Genomic DNA, 16,358 nt, shown 5'->3' with positions numbered 1-16,358 from the left:
AGGACGACGACATGACCCAGAAGACCCACGCGCTGATGGACATCCTGACCGCGCAGCCCGTGATGCCGGTGGTCGCCGTCGATTCGGCCGCGGACGCCGTGAAGCTCGCACGCGCGCTCGCCGCCGGCGGCCTGCCGGGCATCGAGGTGACGCTGCGCACCCCGGCCGCGCTCGACGCCATCCGCGCCATCTCGGCCGAAGTGCCGGAAGCCCGCTGCGGCGCCGGCACCATCCTGACCCCCCGCCAGTTCGACCAGGCGGTGGAGGCGGGCGCCCGGTTCATCGTCTCGCCCGGCACCACCCACGAAGTGCTCGACGCCGCCAAGGCCTCCGACGTGCCGCTACTGCCGGGCGCCGCGACGCCGAGCGAGCTGATGGCGATGATCGAGGAGGGCTACGAGATCCTCAAGTTCTTCCCCGCCGAGCAGCTCGGCGGCATTCCCTATCTCAAGGCGCTGGCGCCGGTCTTCCAGGGCATTCGCTTCTGCCCCACCGGCGGCGTCTCCGTGAAGAACGTGCGCGACTACCTGGCGCTGCCCAACGTCGTCTGCGTCGGCGGCTCCTGGGTGGCGCCGAAGGAGATGGTCGCGTCCGGCGACTTCGCCGGCATCACCGCGCTCGCGGCGGAGGCCGCCGCCCTCAAGGCGGTCTGACGCCGCAGGGCCGGCCCTCGTGGCGTCGCGTCCCTCGCCGCCGTGCTCGGGCGCTTTATCTGGCTGTCCGGTCGGACGAAGGCAGGACGGTTCATGACGGGCAGGATCTGGGCGCGGGCCGCGGGGCTGGCGCTGGCGATGGTACTCTCCGGCTGCTCGGCGGCCGGCTTCCTCAACACGGTGACCAGCCGCTCCGGCTACGAGACGGTGCGGGACGTGCGCTACGCGCCGGGCGCGCGCGGCACGCTCGATCTCTACGTGCCCGCCCGGGCCACGGCGCAGACCCCGGTGGTGGTCTTCGTCTACGGCGGAAGCTGGGATTCGGGCTCGAAGGACCTCTACCGCTTCGTCGGACAGTCGCTGGCGAGCGACGGGTTCATCGTCGCCGTGCCCGACTACCGGGTCTATCCCGAGGTGATCTTCCCGCGCTTCGTGGAGGACGGCGCGCGGGCGGTTGTGGCGGTGGAGAAGCTGGCGCGCGAGGGCGGGCACGGCATTCCCGCCGGGCGGCACAAGCTGGCGCTGATGGGCCATTCCGCCGGCGCCGAGATCGCCGCGCTGCTCGCCTTCGACGCGCGGTACCTCGAGGCCGCCGGATCGAGCGCTTCCCGTGTCTCGGCCTTCGTCGGGCTCGCCGGCCCCTACGATTTCCTGCCGCTGACGGAGGAGCGCTACAAGCGGATCTTCCCGCCGGCGGTGCGCGCCGCCAGCCAGCCCGTGAACTTCGTCTCGGGCGACGAGGCGCCGGCGCTGCTGGTGGCCGGCCTCGACGACACGACCGTGAACCCCGAGAACACGCGCTCCATGGCGCGGGCGATCCGCGCGGCGGGCGGCGAGGTCGAGGAGGTCCTGCTTCCCGGCATCGACCATATCGGCGCGGTCTCCTCGCTCGCCACCGCCCTACCGCTCGGCGACCGGAGCCTGCGCCGCACCGTCCTCACCTTCCTGGAAGAGCACACGCGATGACCGATCTCACGCACTGGACCGCCCGCAACCTGCCGAGCGCCGAGCCGATCGAGGGGCGCGGCGTGAGCGTCGAGCCGATGGTGGACGAGGCGCGCTTCGGCGAGCTCTTCGCCGCCTTCGAGGGCAACGACCGGCTATGGGACTATCTCGCCTACGGGCCGTTCGAGACGCCCGACGCCTTCGCCCGTTTCGGCCATTCGACCTATCTCGGCAACGACCCGCTGTTCCACGCGATCGTGCCGCACGGCTCGGGGGTGGCCGAGGGCGTCGCCGCGCTGATGCGGCTCGACCCCGCCAACGGCGTCGGCGAGATCGGGCATATCTGCCTCGCGCCGAGCCTGCAGATGACGCGCGCGGCGACGGAGGCCTTCTACCTCCTGTTCCGGCGGCTCTTCGACGAACTCGGCTATCGGCGGCTGGAATGGAAGTGCAACGACGCCAACGCGCCTTCCAAGCGCGCGGCCGAGCGTCTTGGCTTTCGCTACGAGGGCCTGTTCCGGCAGCACATGGTGGTGAAGGGCCACAACCGCGACACCGCTTGGTATGCCATTCTCGATGGGGAATGGCCGATGGTGCGCGCCGGTTTCGAGCGTTGGCTGGAGGAGGCCAATTTCGGCACGGACGGGCGACAACGCCGATCGCTCGCCGACTGCCGCACCCGGCCCTGACGGTTCGGCGCTAGCTGCGCGCTGGCACGATGGTGATCAGCGCATTCGAGGGATAGACGCTCTCGAACAGGACGCCGTCGCCGGGAATGAACTGCAGCACGGTGGCGCCGCCGCTGTCGGCCATGATCAGCGCGCCGTCGTCGGTGGTCTTCCAGTAGGCGACGCGGGCGAGCTCCGGCGAGGCCGCGCAGTCCGGGCCGATCGGCATGCGGCGGAAGCCGGCCGCGGCCTCGGCCGGGCCGGCCATTTTGCAGGTCGCGCCGTTGCGAAGGTCGATGAGGCGCACGGCCGTGGTCGGCGCCTTGGCGCCGGCCGGCGCGATCGAACCGGTGATCTCGGCGGAGGGGCGCATTGCCGAGACGAGGCTTTCGGCGGAGGCCGCGTTCGGCCCCTGGATGTTGGAGGCGAGGATCGTGCCGACGAAGCCGACGCCGAGCGCCACGGCTGCAAATCTCATGACAGGTCTCCATGCGATCAAGCGGGCAGTATGACCTCGTTAATCTTACCTGAAGGTTAACGCGCGCGTTTTGCCGGTGGCCTTGGGCGTTCACGCTCGCGTGCGCCGCCCGATCAGAACTTGCCGTCGATCCGCAGTTCCACGCTGCGCGTGTCGCCGGCGCCGCCCCACAGTGCCTTATGCTCGAGCCGCGCGCTCCAGTCGGGCGTCAGCTCGGCGCGGATGCCCGGCGAGAAGGAGAAGGTGCGGGCCGAACTCGCGGCCAGCCGGTCGCTCGCCGCGTCGACGCGCGAGAGGTCGCGCAGCATCTCGAAGCGCAGCCCGGGCTTGATGAGAAGCCCCTCGGTGCGCAGCGTGTAGTCGGCGCGAAGGCCCGCCACTGCCGAAAGGCGGCGCGCGCTGACGGCGACGCTCGTGGGCGCCGAGAACGGGCCGATCGCGGAGAGTTCCGCGCGCCCGTAGGGCGAGAGCAGCCATCGGCCCTTTCGCGCTTCGTAGCCGAAGGTCAGCGCCCCGAAGGAGAGGGTGCGCCCGGAGAGGCCGAGCGCAGGTTCGGCGGGGGCCGGATCGAGCGCGGTCTCGACGCGCGCGAGCCCCGCCACGGCGTCGACGAACGTATGCGTCGTCGGGTGGACGCTGCCATAGGCCGCCAGGCTGGGCACGGCCACCGAGCCTGCCGCGCCGAGGCCTTGGTCGAAGCCGAGCGCCAGCCCATAGGAGCGGTCGGCCTCGGGCTTCACGTCGAAGCCGGCCGAGAGGCCGGCGGCGGAGCGGCCGGGCGCCAGCATGCCGTCGCCGCGCCGGCCGAGGTCGACGCTGCCGAGCCACCAGAGGTCGAGGTTCCCCTCCGCCTGCGCCGCGCGCTTGATCTCCATCGTGCGCGAGGGAACACCGCGCGTCAGGATGTCGTCCTGCAGGTAGATCTGCGGCAGAACGGGCGTGGGGTCGTCGATGAGAAAGGGATCGACGGGTGCGTCGGTCTCCACGGTGCCGAGCCGCAGCGTCAGCTCGACGCCGGAAGCCTCCTTGCGGTCGGCGTCGCGCAGGCGCTCCAGCCGGTCGCCGAGGCGCGATGAGACCGCCGAGGCGAGTGTTGCAGTGAGATCGGCATTCTCCGCGACACCACCGAGCGCCGGCGAGGCGGCTGCGAGGGTCAGCGAGAGGCTGGCGACGAGCCGGCCTCTCAGTCGCGGACGAAGAAGACGATGCGATCGGGAGGGAGGGGACATGGCCGTCTCCTTCTGTTTCAGCAGTCGTTCTTATCGCATTGCAGCATGAACCGGAACTGGATCGCCCGATCGTGAACGCTTCCGCGGATCAGCCCTTCGCGCGACGCACCAGACCGGCCTCGGCGCTCTCGGGCACGGGCGTCGCGAGGTCCTCGCCCGCGAACCAGCGCGACAGGTTGTCGGCCACGAGATCGCCCATGGCGATGCGCGTGTCGCGCGAGGCGGAGGCGACATGCGGCAGCAGCACGGTGTTGCGCAGGGCCCGCAGTTCCGCCGGGATGCGCGGCTCGTCGGCGAAGACGTCGAGCCCGGCGGCGGCGATCCCGCCCGACTGCAGCGCCTCGATCAGCGCAGCCTCGTCCACCGTCGAGCCGCGCCCGATGTTGACGAGGATGCCGTCCGGCCCGAGGCGCTGTAGAACAGTGGCGTCCACGGCCCGGTCGGTGGAGGCGCCGCCGGGCGCGGCGATCAGGAGGATGTCCACCGCCTCGGCGAGATCGGCGAGCGTGGCGTGATAGGGATAGGCGACGTCCGAGCGCTTCGAGCGGTTGTGGTAGTGAATGGTGACGCCGAAGCTTTCCAGCCGGTGCGCGATGGCGAGGCCGATGCGCCCGAGGCCCATGATGCCGACGCTCTTGCGGCGCATCGAGAAGCGGGTGAGCGGGTAGGGGCCCTTGGTCTCCCAGTCGCCCGAGCGCGCATGCGCCTCGGCATGGTGCAGCTCGCGCACCGTCATCAGCGTCAGCGCCACCGCGGTGTCGGCCACCTCGTCGGTGAGGACGTCCGGCGTGTTGGTGACGGCGACGCCGAGCGTGGCTGCGTGGGCGGCGTCGATCCCGTCGTAGCCGACGCCGAAATGGCCGACGATCTCCAGCGCCGGGAGATCGGCCATGTCGGTGTTCTCGAACGTGCCGGCCACCGCGACGGCGCGGATCGTCTCGCGCTCGCCGGCGGGCAGGAGCGACAGGTTCTTCTCGCTGAGATGATGCACATGCGCGAACCGCGCCTTCAGTTCGGCGAGGCCGTCGGCATTGTAGGGGCCGAAGACGAGAACGGGGGCGTCGGACGGGTCGGTCATGGAAGGCTCCGGAAAAAAGGCGCGGGGGCGTCAGTCGCCCGTGCCGCCGAGGCGGCTGGAGCGGCGAATGCGCAGATGCGGGGTGATGAGTTCGAGGCTCTCGCGCGCCGGCTCGCCCGCGAGCCGGGCCAGCAAGGCCCCGGCGGCGCGCTGGCCGACCTCGCTCTGGCCGTTCGAGACGGTGGTGAGCGGCGGCATGGCGATGGCGGCCTCGTCGATGTCGTCGTAGCCGCAGACGGCGATGTCGATGCCCGGCCGCAGGCCGGCGCGCGCCAGGCCGTACATCAGGCCGAGCGCCACGAGATCGGAGAAGCAGACCACGGCATCGGGCCGGTCCGGCAGCGCCAGGAACTCGGCCGCCGCGTCGAAGCCCGAATGGCGCGAGCGCGGCCCCTGGATGCGCCAGTCCGGCCGATAGTCGATGCCGGCGCGCTCCAGCGCCTGCCGGTATCCGAGCTCGCGGTCGCGTCCCGTAGAGGTGAGGTCGGTGCCGCCGATCATCGCGATCTTGCGGTGGCCCTCCGCGATGAGATGATCGACCACGAGCGACATGCCGTAGGTGTCGTCGCCGCGAAACGACGTGACGCCGGAGCCGTCCACGGTACGCGCGATCAGCGTCACCGGCAGGTCGTTGTCCTCGGCGAGGCGGATGTCGGAGGCGGGCGTGCCGATGGCCGGCGACATGATCAGCCCGTCGGCGCCGAGCTGCAGCATCGTCTCGAGAAAGGCGCGCTGCTTGGACAGCTCGTCGTAATGGTTGCAGAGGACGAAGGTCTGGCGGTGACGGTCGAGCTCGTTCTCCACCGATTTCAGGATCTCGCCGTAGAACGGGTTCATGATGTCGTGGACGCAGACCCCGACGATGCCCGACTTGGAGGTGCGAAGGCTGGCGGCGCGCCGGTTGTAGATGTAGCCGGAGACCCGCGCCTCTTCCTTGATGCGCTCGCGCGTGATCTCGGCGACGAGCGGGCTGTCGCGCAGCGCGAGCGAGACGGTCGCCGTCGACAGGCCGAGCGTCTCGGCGATCGTCGATAATTTGACCTTCTGCGCCACCTATCGCCGTTCCGCATCCATCGAAGACCCCGTCGTGCACGGGTTTAAAGGAGGAAGCGCCGCAAACGCAACCGGAGGCGGCCGATGCGCCGCCGCGCCCGCCGGCATCACGGTGCCTCGTCGTCGGCGCCGGCGTCCGGCGCGCCGCCGAAATTGCGCTCCACCCGCGCCAGCAGCTTGCGAAGGGTCTTGCGCTCCTTGCGCTTCAACCCGCGCAGCGCCGTGCGCTCGGTCTCGTCCCGCGCCTGCCGCACCGTGGCGAGCACCCCGTGGCCGCGCTCGGTGAGGTGGACGAAGCTCTGACGGGCGTCGGTGGTGCAGACGCGCTTCTCGACCAGCCCCTCCTTCGTCATGCGGGCGATCGTCTTGGTGATCGTGGGCGGACGCACGGCGAGCGCTTGCGCCACCTCGCGCAGCGCCAGCCCGTCGCGCTCGCCCAGAAGCAGCAGCAGCGAATCCTGGCCGGGATAGAGCCCTTCCGCGGCGAGCCGGCTGGAGAGGGCGGTGCGCGCCACGCGCGAGGCCACCGCGAGCTGGGCGAGCATCGGACGCTTGTTCGTCTTGTCCGCCATGATTCCCGTCACCTCTCGTGTGCGCGCCCGAGGATGACGAAGCGCCGCCGCGCTGTCCACCGCGCGTGGGCGGGTTTCGCGAGATGCCGCCGGCCGTTAAGACGCTTTCCATGTTCGCGACGCAGGATGCCCGCCCATGCCGATCCGCCCACGCTTCGAGGAGATGACGAGCGCCGAGCTGCGCCAAGAGAGCCCCGGGGCGCTGGCGCGGGCCGTGGCGGTGGTGCCCATCGCCGCCACCGAGCAGCACGGCGCGCATCTGCCGCTCGGCACCGACGCGATGATCGCCGAGGGCATGGTGGAGCGGCTTCTCACGCGGCTGGACGGCGGCGCCGCCGTCACCGTGCTGCCGGTGCAGCGCCTCGGCACGTCCGACGAGCACCTGAGCTTTCCCGGCACGCTGTCGCTGGACTGGCGCACGGGCGTCGAGACGCTGCTGCGCATCGGCGAGGGGCTGGCGCGGGCGGGCTTTCGGCGGATCGTGATCGTTTCCTCGCATGGCGGCAACACGCAGGCGATGGAACTCGCCGCGCTCGACCTTCGCCGACGCCTGGGGCTTCTCTGCGCCACCGCCTCGTGGGGCCGGTTCGGCCTGCCGGCGGGGCTCGTGCCGGAGGCGGAAGCGGCGATCGGCATCCATGGCGGCGCGGTGGAGACGGCGCTGATGCTGGCCTTCCGGCCCGAGCTGGTTCTCCGCGAGCGTGTCGCCGACCAGCCCTCGCTGCAGTCGGCGCTGGCCGCGGAGAACCGACATCTGCGCGCCCACGGCCGACTCGGCTTTGGCTGGCTGGCGGAAGACCTCAATCCCGTGGGCACGGTGGGCGACGCGCGGCTCGCCGATGCCGCCATGGGCGAGGCGATCGCGGCCCATCAGGTGGCGGGCTTCACGGCGTTCCTCGAAGACGTCGCCCGCTTCGATCTTGCGCGCCTCGCGCCGCCGGCGGGCTGACGGTCCCAGCCATTCGCGGCGGGCACGAGGCCCCGCGTGCAATCCGTCGCGGCGAGGCCTATATCGGGCATCCCGAGCCAAAGGAGGCCATCGATGTCCGACACCGCCCGCACCGCGCCCGCGCCGATTCCCGTCACCGTCCTCACCGGCTATCTCGGTTCGGGAAAGACGACGCTCCTCAACCGCATCCTCTCCGGCAACCACGGCAAGCGCTACGCGGTGATCGTCAACGAGTTCGGCGAGATCGGCATCGACAACGACCTCATCGTCGAGACCGACGAGGAGATCTACGAGATGAACAACGGCTGCGTCTGCTGCACCGTGCGCGGCGACCTCGTGCGCGTGGTGGAAAACCTGACCAAGCGCCCCGGCCGCTTCGACGCGATCATCGTGGAGACCACCGGCCTCGCCGATCCCGTGCCGGTGGCGCAGACCTTCTTCATGGACGAGGACGTGCGCGCCAAGACCAAGCTCGACGCCGTGGTGGCGCTGGTCGACGCCAAGCATCTCGGCCTTCGCCTCAAGGATTCGCGCGAGGCGGAAGACCAGATCGCCTTCGCCGACGTGGTGGTGATCAACAAGAGCGACCTCGTGACTCCGGAGGAGCTCGCCGCCGTCGAGGCGACGGTGCGCGCCATCAACCCGCATGCCGCGATCCATCGCACGACGCGCGCCGGCGTCGATCTCTCGCGCGTGCTCGAACAGGGCGCCTTCGACCTGACGCGGGTGCTCGACGAGGATCCCGCCTTCCTGGAAGCGGCCGCGCACGCCCATGACGAGCATGTCTGCGGCCCCGACTGCGGCCACGACCATCACGACCACCATGGTCACGCCCATCACGACCATGCGCATCACGATCATGGGCACGAGGATCACGGGCACGACCATCACGGCCACGCCCATGGCGCCGTCGCCCCGATCCACGACGTGACGGTGACCTCGGTGTCGCTGCGCGGGGGCGAACTCGACCAGAACCGCTTCTTCCCCTGGATCCAGAACCTGACGCAGACCGAGGGGCCGAACATCCTGCGCCTCAAGGGCATCATCGCCTTCAAGGGCGATCCCGACCGCTACGTCATCCAGGGCGTCCACATGATCATCGAGGGCGACCACCAGCGCCCGTGGCGCGAGGGTGAGGCGCGCGAGAGCCGTCTCGTCTTCATCGGGCGCGAGCTCGACGCGGCGCGGCTGGAAGCCGAGTTCGCCGCCTGCGCCGCGAAGACCCGCGAGACCACCGCCGCCTGATGCCGCACATCGCTCCCTACAGCTTCGATGGCCATGTCGAGGCCGCGCTCTTCCTCGCGGGCGAGCCGGTCTTCGCGCTGGCCGACGGCACCATTCGCTTTCCCGCCGGCGGCGAACGCGTGCTCGACGCCCATCGCGGCGGTCTCCTGACGGCGCGGCTCGACGGGTTCGCCGGCCAGCTTCTCAGCGGCGGCGAGGACGGGCGCGTGGTGGCGACGCACGCCGACGGCAGGATGACCGAGATCGCCACCGCCGGCCGCCGCTGGGTGACGTCGGTGGCCGGCGGGCCGAACGGCACGGTGGCCTTCGCGGCCGGGCGCAGCGCCTTCGTGCGCGACGCCAAGGGGGCGGTGCGCGAGTTTCCCCATCCGCGCACCGTCGAGGACGTGGCGCTGGCGCCCAAGGGCTTGCGCCTCGCCACCGCGCGCTACGACGGCGCCTCGCTCTTCTTCGCGGGCACCGACGCCGCGCCGCAGGAACTGGAGTGGAAGGGCGCCCATACCGGCGTCTTCTTCTCGCCCGACGGGCGCTTCCTCGTCACGGTGATGCAGGAGAACGCGCTACACGGCTGGCGTCTCGAAGACGGCAAGCACATGCGCATGACCGGCTATCCCGCCAAGGTGAAGAACTGGTCCTGGTCGGCCAAGGCCAAGTTCCTCGCCACCTCCGGCGCGCCGGCGGCGATCCTCTGGCCGTTCTCGGGGCGCGACGGACCGATGGGCAAGGGTCCGCTCGAACTCGGCACCCGCGGCGACACGATGGTGACGGCCGTCGCCTGCCACCCCACCGACGAGCTCGTGGCGATCGGCTATGCCGATGGCATGATCCTGGCGGTGCGCTTCGGCGACTCGCGCGAGGCGCTGCTGCGCCGGGGCGGCACGTCGGCGGTCTCGACCCTCGGCTGGGACGCCAAGGGCCGCTTCCTGGCCTTCGGCTCCGAGGGCGGCGAGGCGGGCGTCGTCGACATCGCCGCGCCGTGACGGCGCGCTGCCGATCGGCGGCGGGTGCGATCAGGCGCGGGGCGGGCTGACGTCGTCGAGGCGCGAGGAGAGGACGACGTCCTCGTCCAGATCGAGTTCGAGATCGGCGTCGATCAGGCAGCGCAGGCCCTCGGGCCGGTAGTCGACCGAGACGGTGCCGCCGAGTTCCAGCGAGAGCGACTGCTCGATGAGGCGCGAGCCGAAGCCGCGCGTCAGCGGCGGCGCGACGGGCGGCCCGCCGCTCTCCAGCCATTCGAAGCGCAGGCGCTGCGCCCCGTTGCCCAAGGCGACGCGCCAGACCACGCGCACCGTTCCCTCCTCGTTGGAGAGCGCGCCGTATTTCACGGCGTTTGTGGTGAGCTCGTGCAGCGCCAGCGCCAGCGCCAGACTCTGGCGCGCGGTCAGGCGCACGTCCGGCCCCGACCAGGCGATGCGGCCATGGTCGGCCGCGCTGCCCGGCGCCGTCGACTGGGCGACGACGGCCGCGATCGGCGCGCTCGTCCAGCTCGTCTGCGTCAGGATGTCGTGGGCGTGGCTCAGCGCGATCAGCCGGGCCGAGAAGGCGGCAAGCCCGTCCTGCACGTTGGCCGCGCGCCGCAGCGTCTGGTTGGCGAGGGCGTTGACCATGGCCAGCGTGTTCTTCACCCGGTGCTGCAGCTCGCGCGTCAGGAGGACCTGTCGCTCTTCGGTCTCGCGCTCGTCGGTCACGTCGCGTACTGCACCCACGAGCCGCGTCATCCGGCCGTCCTCGCGCACCGTCTGCCCGGTGACGTGGACGAAGCGGACCGCGCCGTCGTCGCGCCCGACCGTCCGGGTCACCATGTCGACGAGGCCGTCGCCCTTCAGCGAGCGGTCGAGATCGGCGAGGACGCGGGCGCGGTCGTCGGGATGGAACAGCGGCTTCAGCGTGCGATGGAAGGAGATGGGCTCGTCGGCGAGAATGCCGAAGGCGGTGCGGCAGCGCTCGTCGCTGACGAGCGTTCCCGTGTTCAGATCGAAGTCGAAGGAGCCGATCTGGGCGGTCTCGTGCGCCAGTCGCAGCCGCGCTTCGGCCTCGCGCAGCGCCTGCTCGGTTCGGCGCCGGCGCGAGAAGGACCACGCCCGGTTGAGCACCTCGCGCACGAAGCCGACGTCCTCGTCCGACCAGCTGCGAGGCCGCGAGCAGTGCAGGTAGAGGATCACCTGCACCCGGCCGTTCTCGACCACCGACATGTTGAGCATCGAGCGCGAGCGGATGTGCTGCCAGGCCGCCGCGCCGTCGGCGGTGGCGGGATCGGCCGAGACGTCGTCGATGGCGATCAGCCCGCGGCGCAGGCCCGCGACGAGGCTGCTGCCGAAATCGGCGATTCGCAGGCGCCCGGCCAGCGGCTCGAAGCCGGGCCGCGTCCACTCGCCGACCACCGTCGCGAACTGCTCGAGAGAATCGACCGTGGCATAGCCGACGCGGTCGATGTCGATCGTCTCGCCGAGGATTTCCAGCGCGCACAACGTGTAGTCCACGGGCTCGCCGAACGCGCGGCCCTCGTCGCCGAGCCGCAGCAGCGCGGCCTGGCGACGCTCGCGCTGGCGCTCGCGCGTGACGTCGACGACCGCGCCGAGGAAGCGCGCCGGGCACCCGCTCGCATCGGGCAGGGCGCGGCCCTGCGCGCGCACCCAATGCACGTCGCCCTCCGCGTCCACCGTCCGGTAGTCGTGCGCGAAGAGACTGCCGCTGCCCAGCGCCGCGTCGATCGCCGACCGGAGGCCGTCCACGTCCTCCGCCATCACGCCGCCGAGATAGCGCGACAGCGGCAGCCCGGCCGCCGCCTGTTCGGCGTCCACCCCGTAGAGCCACGCGAAACGCGCGTCGGCGACCACGAGGTCGCGTCGAACGTCCCAGTCCCACGTCCCCACCAGCGCCGACGTGTCGAGCGCCAGTTGCAGCCGCTCCTGATCGGCGGCAAGACCGCGCCGCGCCTCGTCCTCGCCGGTGTGGTCGCGCAGGATCATCACGAGCCCGGCCTCGTCCGGCGCGTCGCCTTGCAGCGGCAGGAGGGTGGCGTGAACGAGGATGCGGGTGCCGTCCGCCCGCAGGCACCAGCGCTCGCCGGACAGCCGCTCGCCGGCCCGCAGCGCGGCCCAATCCTGCGCCGGCCGACCGGCCAGCCGGTCTTCCGGCGTCGTGACGAACGCGACCGGCTGCCCCAACGCTTCTTGTGTGCGGTGGCCGAGAAGGGCCCGCGCCGCGTCGTTCCAGAGAGTGATCCGGTCGTCGCCGTCCGCCGCGACGATCGCGAAGCCATCCAGGCTGTCGAGGATCCGGCGTTCGTCCGGTGCGGCGCGAAGGCGGTCGATCTCGGCGCGCAGGCGAGCGATCTCGAGGGTGGCCGCCGCTCGGTCGCCGTCGAACTCTGCCGTCATCCCTTCTGGTGCCCCCTGCCGCGGCCTATCCGCCCAAGCCGCCGCGCGGCGGCTTGGGTTCTCGCTGATGACGATAGCAGAAAGATGGTTTTGCGAAGCGGTCAACGCGAAGCCGGCGGATACGCACCGTCGGAGTATGATTGGCTGGCTACCAAATGCCGAGCGACGGCGTATCCCGCGCCGCCGCGTGCCGTTCAGTCGGCCTCGACAGCCATGCGACCCGTCGGGCGGATCGCGCCCTGCGCGCCGGCCAGGGCCCGCCGCTCCAGTTCGAGGCCGAGCAGCCGGTGGCGCTCGAACGGTCCGGGCATCGCGAGTTCCGCCGCAGGCGCGGCGGAGAAGCCGAAGCGCTCGTAATAGGGGGCGTCGCCGACGAGCACGATCGCCCGGTGGCCGCGCCATAGGCTTTCGGCGACCGCCCGGCGCATCAGCGAGGCGCCGATGCCGAGGCCCGCGAATTGCGGCGCCACCGCGAGGGGCCCGAGCAGCAGCGCGTCGACGCTCGCGCCGTCGCGCTCGCCCGCAGTCACGTTCCACAGGCGCACGGTGCCAACGAGCGCCCCGTCCTCGGTCTCCGCGACGAGCGACAGACCTTCGGCGGGCAGGCGCCCGCGCCGGATCGCCTCCGACGACTTGCGGGTGCGCCCGGCGCCCATCGCGGCGTCGAGAAGCGCCTCGCGCTCGGCCGCGTCGCCGGCACGCTCGGCGCGCAGGGTCACCGTCGGCGCGGCGAAGGGGAGGTCGGCGAAGAGGGAGACGAGAGCGGCCATGGGAGCGATCCTCGCGAAAAAGGCGAGCGAAAAGGCGTCCGCCGCCGCCGGACGAACCGGCGCGCACGGGGTCAGCCCTCCGGCGCGAGGCTTGTGCCGGAGGAGGATCGGGGAGAATGGACGGCCGGGCGACGCGCCCGCGCCGGTCAGATGACGTAGGAGCGGAGCGGCTCGAACCCGTTGAACGCCACGGCCGAATAGGTCGTGGTGTAGGCGCCGGTGTTCTCGATCAGAACTTCGTCGCCGATCGTCAGCGAGATCGGCAGCGGGTAGGGCTTCTTCTCGTAGAGGACATCCGCCGAATCGCAGGTCGGCCCGGCGAGGACGCAGGGCTCCATCCGGTCGCCGTCGCGCGGCGTCGTGATGGGGTAGCGGATCGCCTCGTCCATCGTCTCGGCGAGACCGCCGAACTTGCCGATGTCGAGATAGACCCAGCGGTTCTCGTCCGCGGCGGACTTGCGCGACACCAGCACCACTTCGGCCTTGATCACGCCGGCATCGCCCACCATGCCGCGGCCCGGCTCGATGATCGTCTCCGGCAGGCGGTTGCCGAAATGGCGTCGCAGCGCCGCGAAGATCGAGCGGCCGTAGGCCTGCGCCGTCGGCACGTCCTTCAGGTAGCGGGTCGGGAAGCCGCCGCCCATGTTGACGAGCGTCAGGGTGATGCCTTGCTCGGCGAGGTCCGCGAAGACCTTGGCGGCGTCGGCGAGCGCGGCGTCCCAGGCCTCGGTGTCGCACTGCTGCGAGCCGACGTGGAACGAGACGCCCGTCGCCGCGAGGCCGAGGCGTTGGGCGTGGACGAGCACGTCCACCGCCATCGCCGGCACGCAGCCGAACTTGCGCGACAGCGGCCACTCGGCGCCGGCGCCGTCCGTCAGCACGCGGCAGAAGACGCGGGCGCCGGGGGCGGCGCGGGCGACCTTCTCGACCTCCTCGACGCAATCCACCGCGAAGAGCGACACGCCGAGCGCATGGGCGGCCGCGACGTCGCGCTCCTTCTTGATGGTGTTGCCGAAGGAGACGCGGTCGGCGGTGGCGCCGGCGTCCATCGCCATCTCGATCTCGGCGACGGAGGCGCAGTCGAAGGACGAGCCGAGCGAGGCGAGCAGGCGCAGGATCTCGGGCGCCGGGTTGGCCTTCACGGCGTAGTAGATCGACGAATCCGGCAGCGCCTTGCGGAAGGCCTGGAAGTTGTCTTCCACCACGTCGAGATCGACCACGAGGCAGGGACCGTTGGGACGGCGGGTGGCGATGAAGTCGAGGATGCGCTGCGTGGCCATGGAAAGCTCCGGTGAACCGTAAGACGGGTTGACGAGGAGCGCACGCGCCCAGCCCACGAGCAGCCGGTGGAGACCCCGCTCGTACGAAGGACGCGAAACGCGACATGCTTCGGCCGGCGCACGGCACGAAGCCGCACGAAGACCGTAGGAGTCTGCCATGGCTTGGAGGGCTTGAACCCGCCGCACTTCAGGCAAGGATGGTGTGCCTCTGCAGTATTCCCGGCTATGGAGACCGGGAGAGACCAGAAAGGCCCGCACCGTCGTTGCTTCAAGGCGTCCACGATTTCGCCAGCAGCGAAACCGACCTGGAGGCTGAACCTCCAGTGACCGACCCGGATGACCCTCGCATTCGAAGGACCGGGGGACGCCCACAGGCACGTGCGACATTGGGCAAGGGCGGATATAGAAACCCCGACTGTCATACACAACAGAAAAATGCGGCCCCGACGCCATTTCCCGGCCCGCACTGGACATGGGCGTGCGATGTCGTCAGACGGCAACACCGGTCAGTCTCGCGTAAGGATCATCTGCCGATGGACACCCTGACCCGCATGCGCGCCTTCCTGTCCGTCGTGGACGCCGAAGGCTTCTCGGCGGCCGCGCGCAAGACCGGCCGATCCAAGGCACTCCTGTCGAAATACGTGCGCGAGCTGGAGGACGAACTCGGCGTCCTCCTCATCAACCGCACCACGCGGCAGGTGGCGTTGACGGCGGCCGGCGAGATCTACGTCTCGCGCGCCTCCACCATCCTCGCCGATCTGGAGGCACTGAACGAGGAGGCGCGGGAGGCCACCGGCGAGGCGCGGGGCACGTTGCGCGTCACCGCCGCGCGCACCTTCGGCGACGCCGCGCTCGGGCTCTCGCTCGTGGAGTTCTCCGCCGCCCATCCCGACATCTCGCTCGATCTTCATCTCAACGACGCCTTCGTCAATCTCGTGGACGAGGGCTTCGACGTCGCCATCCGCATGACGCGGCTGACCGATTCGGCGATGATCGCCCGGCGCCTCGCCTCGCTCGACTTCACCATCTGCGCGACGCCCGAATTCCTGGCGATCCATGGCACGCCGACCCATCCGACCGACATCTCGCGCATGCCGGCGGTGATCGATTCCAACGCCAAGGCTCTCTACAACTGGACCTTCAAGGACCCGGCGACGGGCGACCCGATCCCGGTCAACGTCTCCGGCCGCTTCTCAGCGAACTCGCCCTACACGGTGCGCGCCGCGACGCTGGCCGGGCTCGGCGTCGCCCTGACGCCCGACTTCGTGGTGCGCGACGACATCGCGCAAGGGCGGCTCGTCTCGATCCTCGAGGATTTCGTGCCGCGCGACGCCGGCATCTACGCGGTGTTTCCGCACCGTCGGCACCTGCCGGCGCGCACCCGCGTCTTCGTTGACTTCTTGGCAACCTGGTTCCGCAAGAATGCCGGGGGACGCGACTCCGCCGCCGACTGACGGCGCGAGACCGCCTGCTCCGATTCCGAGGTCCGCCATGCTCCGTCCGCTCGCCGCCGCGCTCATCCTCCTCTCGCTCGGGCTCGCCGGCCCCGCGGCCGCCGCGCCGGCGACCAAGCGTCCGATCGCGAGCGAGCGCGAGGAGACCGTGTTCATCGGCGACTATGAGCCCGGCACGATCGTGGTGATGACGAGCGCACGCCAGCTCTTCCTCGTCACCGGTCCGGACTCGGCGCTGAAATACGACATCGCCGTCGGCAAGCCGAGCGAGCAATGGTTCGGCAAGAGCTGGGTCTCCAAGAAGCGCCTCAACCCGACCTGGGTGCCGACCGCCTCGATGCGGGAGGCCAAGCCCACGCTTCCCGCCTCGGTCGGGCCGGGACCGAAGAACCCGCTCGGCCAGCGCGCGATGAATCTCGGCTGGGGCACCTATCGGATCCACGGCACCAACTCGCCGAACTCGATCGGCTCGGCGGCGTCCGCCGGGTGCTTCCGCATGCGCAACGCCGACGTGGTGGACCTCTTCGAGCGCGTGCATGTGGGCGCCGAGGTGATCGTTCTGGAGTAGAGCGGCCGCACCCGCCACCGCATTTCCGCCCTTGTT

At 70.9% G+C, this 16,358-nt stretch carries 16 protein-coding genes; 8 read left to right on the top strand and 8 right to left on the bottom strand.

The genetic code is table 11. The features are described 5' to 3' along the window. The first annotated feature begins 11 nt into the window (after window positions 1-11). From GGR04_RS14225 to GGR04_RS14215, 3 genes are all read left to right on the top strand, one after another. Window positions 12-653, top strand: a complete 642-nt coding sequence (locus GGR04_RS14225) for a 2-dehydro-3-deoxy-phosphogluconate aldolase (protein ID WP_183200581.1) — start codon at window positions 12-14, stop codon at window positions 651-653. Window positions 654-746: 93 nt separating this feature from the next. Continuing rightward, window positions 747-1,619 carry an alpha/beta hydrolase gene (locus GGR04_RS14220; protein WP_183200580.1) on the top strand — a complete coding sequence of 291 codons (873 nt, stop codon included), beginning with the start codon at window positions 747-749 and terminating at the stop codon, window positions 1,617-1,619. Continuing rightward, window positions 1,616-2,287, top strand: a complete 672-nt coding sequence (locus GGR04_RS14215) for a GNAT family N-acetyltransferase (RefSeq protein ID WP_183200579.1) — start codon at window positions 1,616-1,618, stop codon at window positions 2,285-2,287. Before GGR04_RS14220 ends, GGR04_RS14215 begins: the two co-directional genes overlap by 4 nt. 10 nt (window positions 2,288-2,297) lie before the next feature. Here the strand turns inward: GGR04_RS14215 and GGR04_RS14210 are convergent, their stop codons facing one another. The 5 genes from GGR04_RS14210 to GGR04_RS14190 form a co-directional block, all read right to left on the bottom strand. Continuing rightward, on the bottom strand, window positions 2,298-2,744 hold the full coding sequence (locus GGR04_RS14210) for a hypothetical protein (RefSeq protein WP_183200578.1): 447 nt from the start codon (window positions 2,742-2,744) through the stop codon (window positions 2,298-2,300). A gap of 113 nt (window positions 2,745-2,857) precedes the next feature. Beyond that, window positions 2,858-3,973, bottom strand: a complete 1,116-nt coding sequence (locus GGR04_RS14205) for an autotransporter outer membrane beta-barrel domain-containing protein (protein ID WP_183200577.1) — start codon at window positions 3,971-3,973, stop codon at window positions 2,858-2,860. An 88-nt stretch (window positions 3,974-4,061) separates the two neighbouring features. Further along, window positions 4,062-5,051, bottom strand: coding sequence for a 2-hydroxyacid dehydrogenase (locus tag GGR04_RS14200; RefSeq protein ID WP_183200576.1), 990 nt, complete (start codon window positions 5,049-5,051; stop codon window positions 4,062-4,064). Window positions 5,052-5,081: 30 nt separating this feature from the next. After that, on the bottom strand, window positions 5,082-6,104 hold the full coding sequence (locus GGR04_RS14195) for a LacI family DNA-binding transcriptional regulator (protein ID WP_183200575.1): 1,023 nt from the start codon (window positions 6,102-6,104) through the stop codon (window positions 5,082-5,084). Between the two features lie 107 nt (window positions 6,105-6,211). After that, window positions 6,212-6,676 (bottom strand): MarR family winged helix-turn-helix transcriptional regulator, encoded by a 465-nt coding sequence (locus GGR04_RS14190; protein WP_183200574.1) that lies wholly within the window; start codon window positions 6,674-6,676, stop codon window positions 6,212-6,214. Window positions 6,677-6,812: 136 nt separating this feature from the next. Here GGR04_RS14190 and GGR04_RS14185 point away from each other — a divergent pair, with 136 nt between their 5' ends. The 3 genes from GGR04_RS14185 (at window position 6,813) to GGR04_RS14175 (ending at window position 9,850) form a co-directional block, all read left to right on the top strand. After that, window positions 6,813-7,625, top strand: coding sequence for a creatininase family protein (locus GGR04_RS14185; RefSeq protein ID WP_183200573.1), 813 nt, complete (start codon window positions 6,813-6,815; stop codon window positions 7,623-7,625). A 93-nt stretch (window positions 7,626-7,718) separates the two neighbouring features. Then, window positions 7,719-8,870 carry a CobW family GTP-binding protein gene (locus tag GGR04_RS14180; protein ID WP_183200572.1) on the top strand — a complete coding sequence of 384 codons (1,152 nt, stop codon included), beginning with the start codon at window positions 7,719-7,721 and terminating at the stop codon, window positions 8,868-8,870. After that, window positions 8,870-9,850 (top strand): WD40 repeat domain-containing protein, encoded by a 981-nt coding sequence (locus GGR04_RS14175; RefSeq protein WP_183200571.1) that lies wholly within the window; start codon window positions 8,870-8,872, stop codon window positions 9,848-9,850. The genes GGR04_RS14180 and GGR04_RS14175 overlap by 1 nt, the downstream gene beginning before the upstream one ends. Window positions 9,851-9,880: 30 nt before the next feature. On the opposite strand, the gene GGR04_RS14170 is transcribed toward GGR04_RS14175, so the two are convergent. The 3 genes from GGR04_RS14170 to odc2 form a co-directional block, all read right to left on the bottom strand. After that, window positions 9,881-12,250: a PAS domain-containing sensor histidine kinase gene (locus GGR04_RS14170; protein WP_183200570.1), complete on the bottom strand. Its 2,370-nt coding sequence runs from the start codon at window positions 12,248-12,250 to the stop codon at window positions 9,881-9,883. A 194-nt stretch (window positions 12,251-12,444) separates the two neighbouring features. Then, complete coding sequence (locus tag GGR04_RS14165; RefSeq protein WP_183200569.1) at window positions 12,445-13,020, bottom strand: GNAT family N-acetyltransferase; 576 nt, start codon at window positions 13,018-13,020, stop codon at window positions 12,445-12,447. Between the two features lie 146 nt (window positions 13,021-13,166). Beyond that, complete coding sequence (gene odc2 / locus GGR04_RS14160; protein ID WP_183200568.1) at window positions 13,167-14,300, bottom strand: ornithine/lysine decarboxylase; 1,134 nt, start codon at window positions 14,298-14,300, stop codon at window positions 13,167-13,169. 533 nt (window positions 14,301-14,833) lie between these two features. On the opposite strand from odc2, the gene GGR04_RS14155 reads away from it, so the two are divergent. Both GGR04_RS14155 and GGR04_RS14150 read left to right on the top strand, forming a co-directional pair. Next, window positions 14,834-15,754, top strand: a complete 921-nt coding sequence (locus GGR04_RS14155; RefSeq protein ID WP_183200567.1) for a LysR family transcriptional regulator — start codon at window positions 14,834-14,836, stop codon at window positions 15,752-15,754. Between the two features lie 37 nt (window positions 15,755-15,791). Continuing rightward, window positions 15,792-16,322: a L,D-transpeptidase gene (locus GGR04_RS14150; protein ID WP_183200566.1), complete on the top strand. Its 531-nt coding sequence runs from the start codon at window positions 15,792-15,794 to the stop codon at window positions 16,320-16,322. Window positions 16,323-16,358: the final 36 nt, after the last annotated feature.

The sequence above is a fragment of the Aureimonas pseudogalii genome (genome assembly GCF_014196835.1).
Lineage (GTDB): Bacteria > Pseudomonadota > Alphaproteobacteria > Rhizobiales > Rhizobiaceae > Aureimonas > Aureimonas pseudogalii.
The sequence above is the reverse complement of the archived record's forward strand: the minus strand, read 5'-3'. Positions and strand labels throughout refer to the sequence as shown.

Bases quoted from the DNA above. Each gene is read 5' to 3' on its own strand.
- GGR04_RS14225 (WP_183200581.1), top strand. From the start codon at position 12: ATGACCCAGAAGACCCACGCGCTGATGGACATCCTGACCGCGCAGCCC.
- GGR04_RS14220 (WP_183200580.1), top strand. From the start codon at position 747: ATGACGGGCAGGATCTGGGCGCGGGCCGCGGGGCTGGCGCTGGCGATG.
- GGR04_RS14215 (WP_183200579.1), top strand. From the start codon at position 1,616: ATGACCGATCTCACGCACTGGACCGCCCGCAACCTGCCGAGCGCCGAG.
- GGR04_RS14210 (WP_183200578.1), bottom strand. From the start codon at position 2,744: ATGAGATTTGCAGCCGTGGCGCTCGGCGTCGGCTTCGTCGGCACGATC.
- GGR04_RS14205 (WP_183200577.1), bottom strand. From the start codon at position 3,973: ATGTCCCCTCCCTCCCGATCGCATCGTCTTCTTCGTCCGCGACTGAGA.
- GGR04_RS14200 (WP_183200576.1), bottom strand. From the start codon at position 5,051: ATGACCGACCCGTCCGACGCCCCCGTTCTCGTCTTCGGCCCCTACAAT.
- GGR04_RS14190 (WP_183200574.1), bottom strand. From the start codon at position 6,676: ATGGCGGACAAGACGAACAAGCGTCCGATGCTCGCCCAGCTCGCGGTG.
- GGR04_RS14185 (WP_183200573.1), top strand. From the start codon at position 6,813: ATGCCGATCCGCCCACGCTTCGAGGAGATGACGAGCGCCGAGCTGCGC.
- GGR04_RS14180 (WP_183200572.1), top strand. From the start codon at position 7,719: ATGTCCGACACCGCCCGCACCGCGCCCGCGCCGATTCCCGTCACCGTC.
- GGR04_RS14175 (WP_183200571.1), top strand. From the start codon at position 8,870: ATGCCGCACATCGCTCCCTACAGCTTCGATGGCCATGTCGAGGCCGCG.
- GGR04_RS14170 (WP_183200570.1), bottom strand. From the start codon at position 12,250: ATGACGGCAGAGTTCGACGGCGACCGAGCGGCGGCCACCCTCGAGATC.
- GGR04_RS14165 (WP_183200569.1), bottom strand. From the start codon at position 13,020: ATGGCCGCTCTCGTCTCCCTCTTCGCCGACCTCCCCTTCGCCGCGCCG.
- odc2 (WP_183200568.1), bottom strand. From the start codon at position 14,300: ATGGCCACGCAGCGCATCCTCGACTTCATCGCCACCCGCCGTCCCAAC.
- GGR04_RS14155 (WP_183200567.1), top strand. From the start codon at position 14,834: ATGGACACCCTGACCCGCATGCGCGCCTTCCTGTCCGTCGTGGACGCC.
- GGR04_RS14150 (WP_183200566.1), top strand. From the start codon at position 15,792: ATGCTCCGTCCGCTCGCCGCCGCGCTCATCCTCCTCTCGCTCGGGCTC.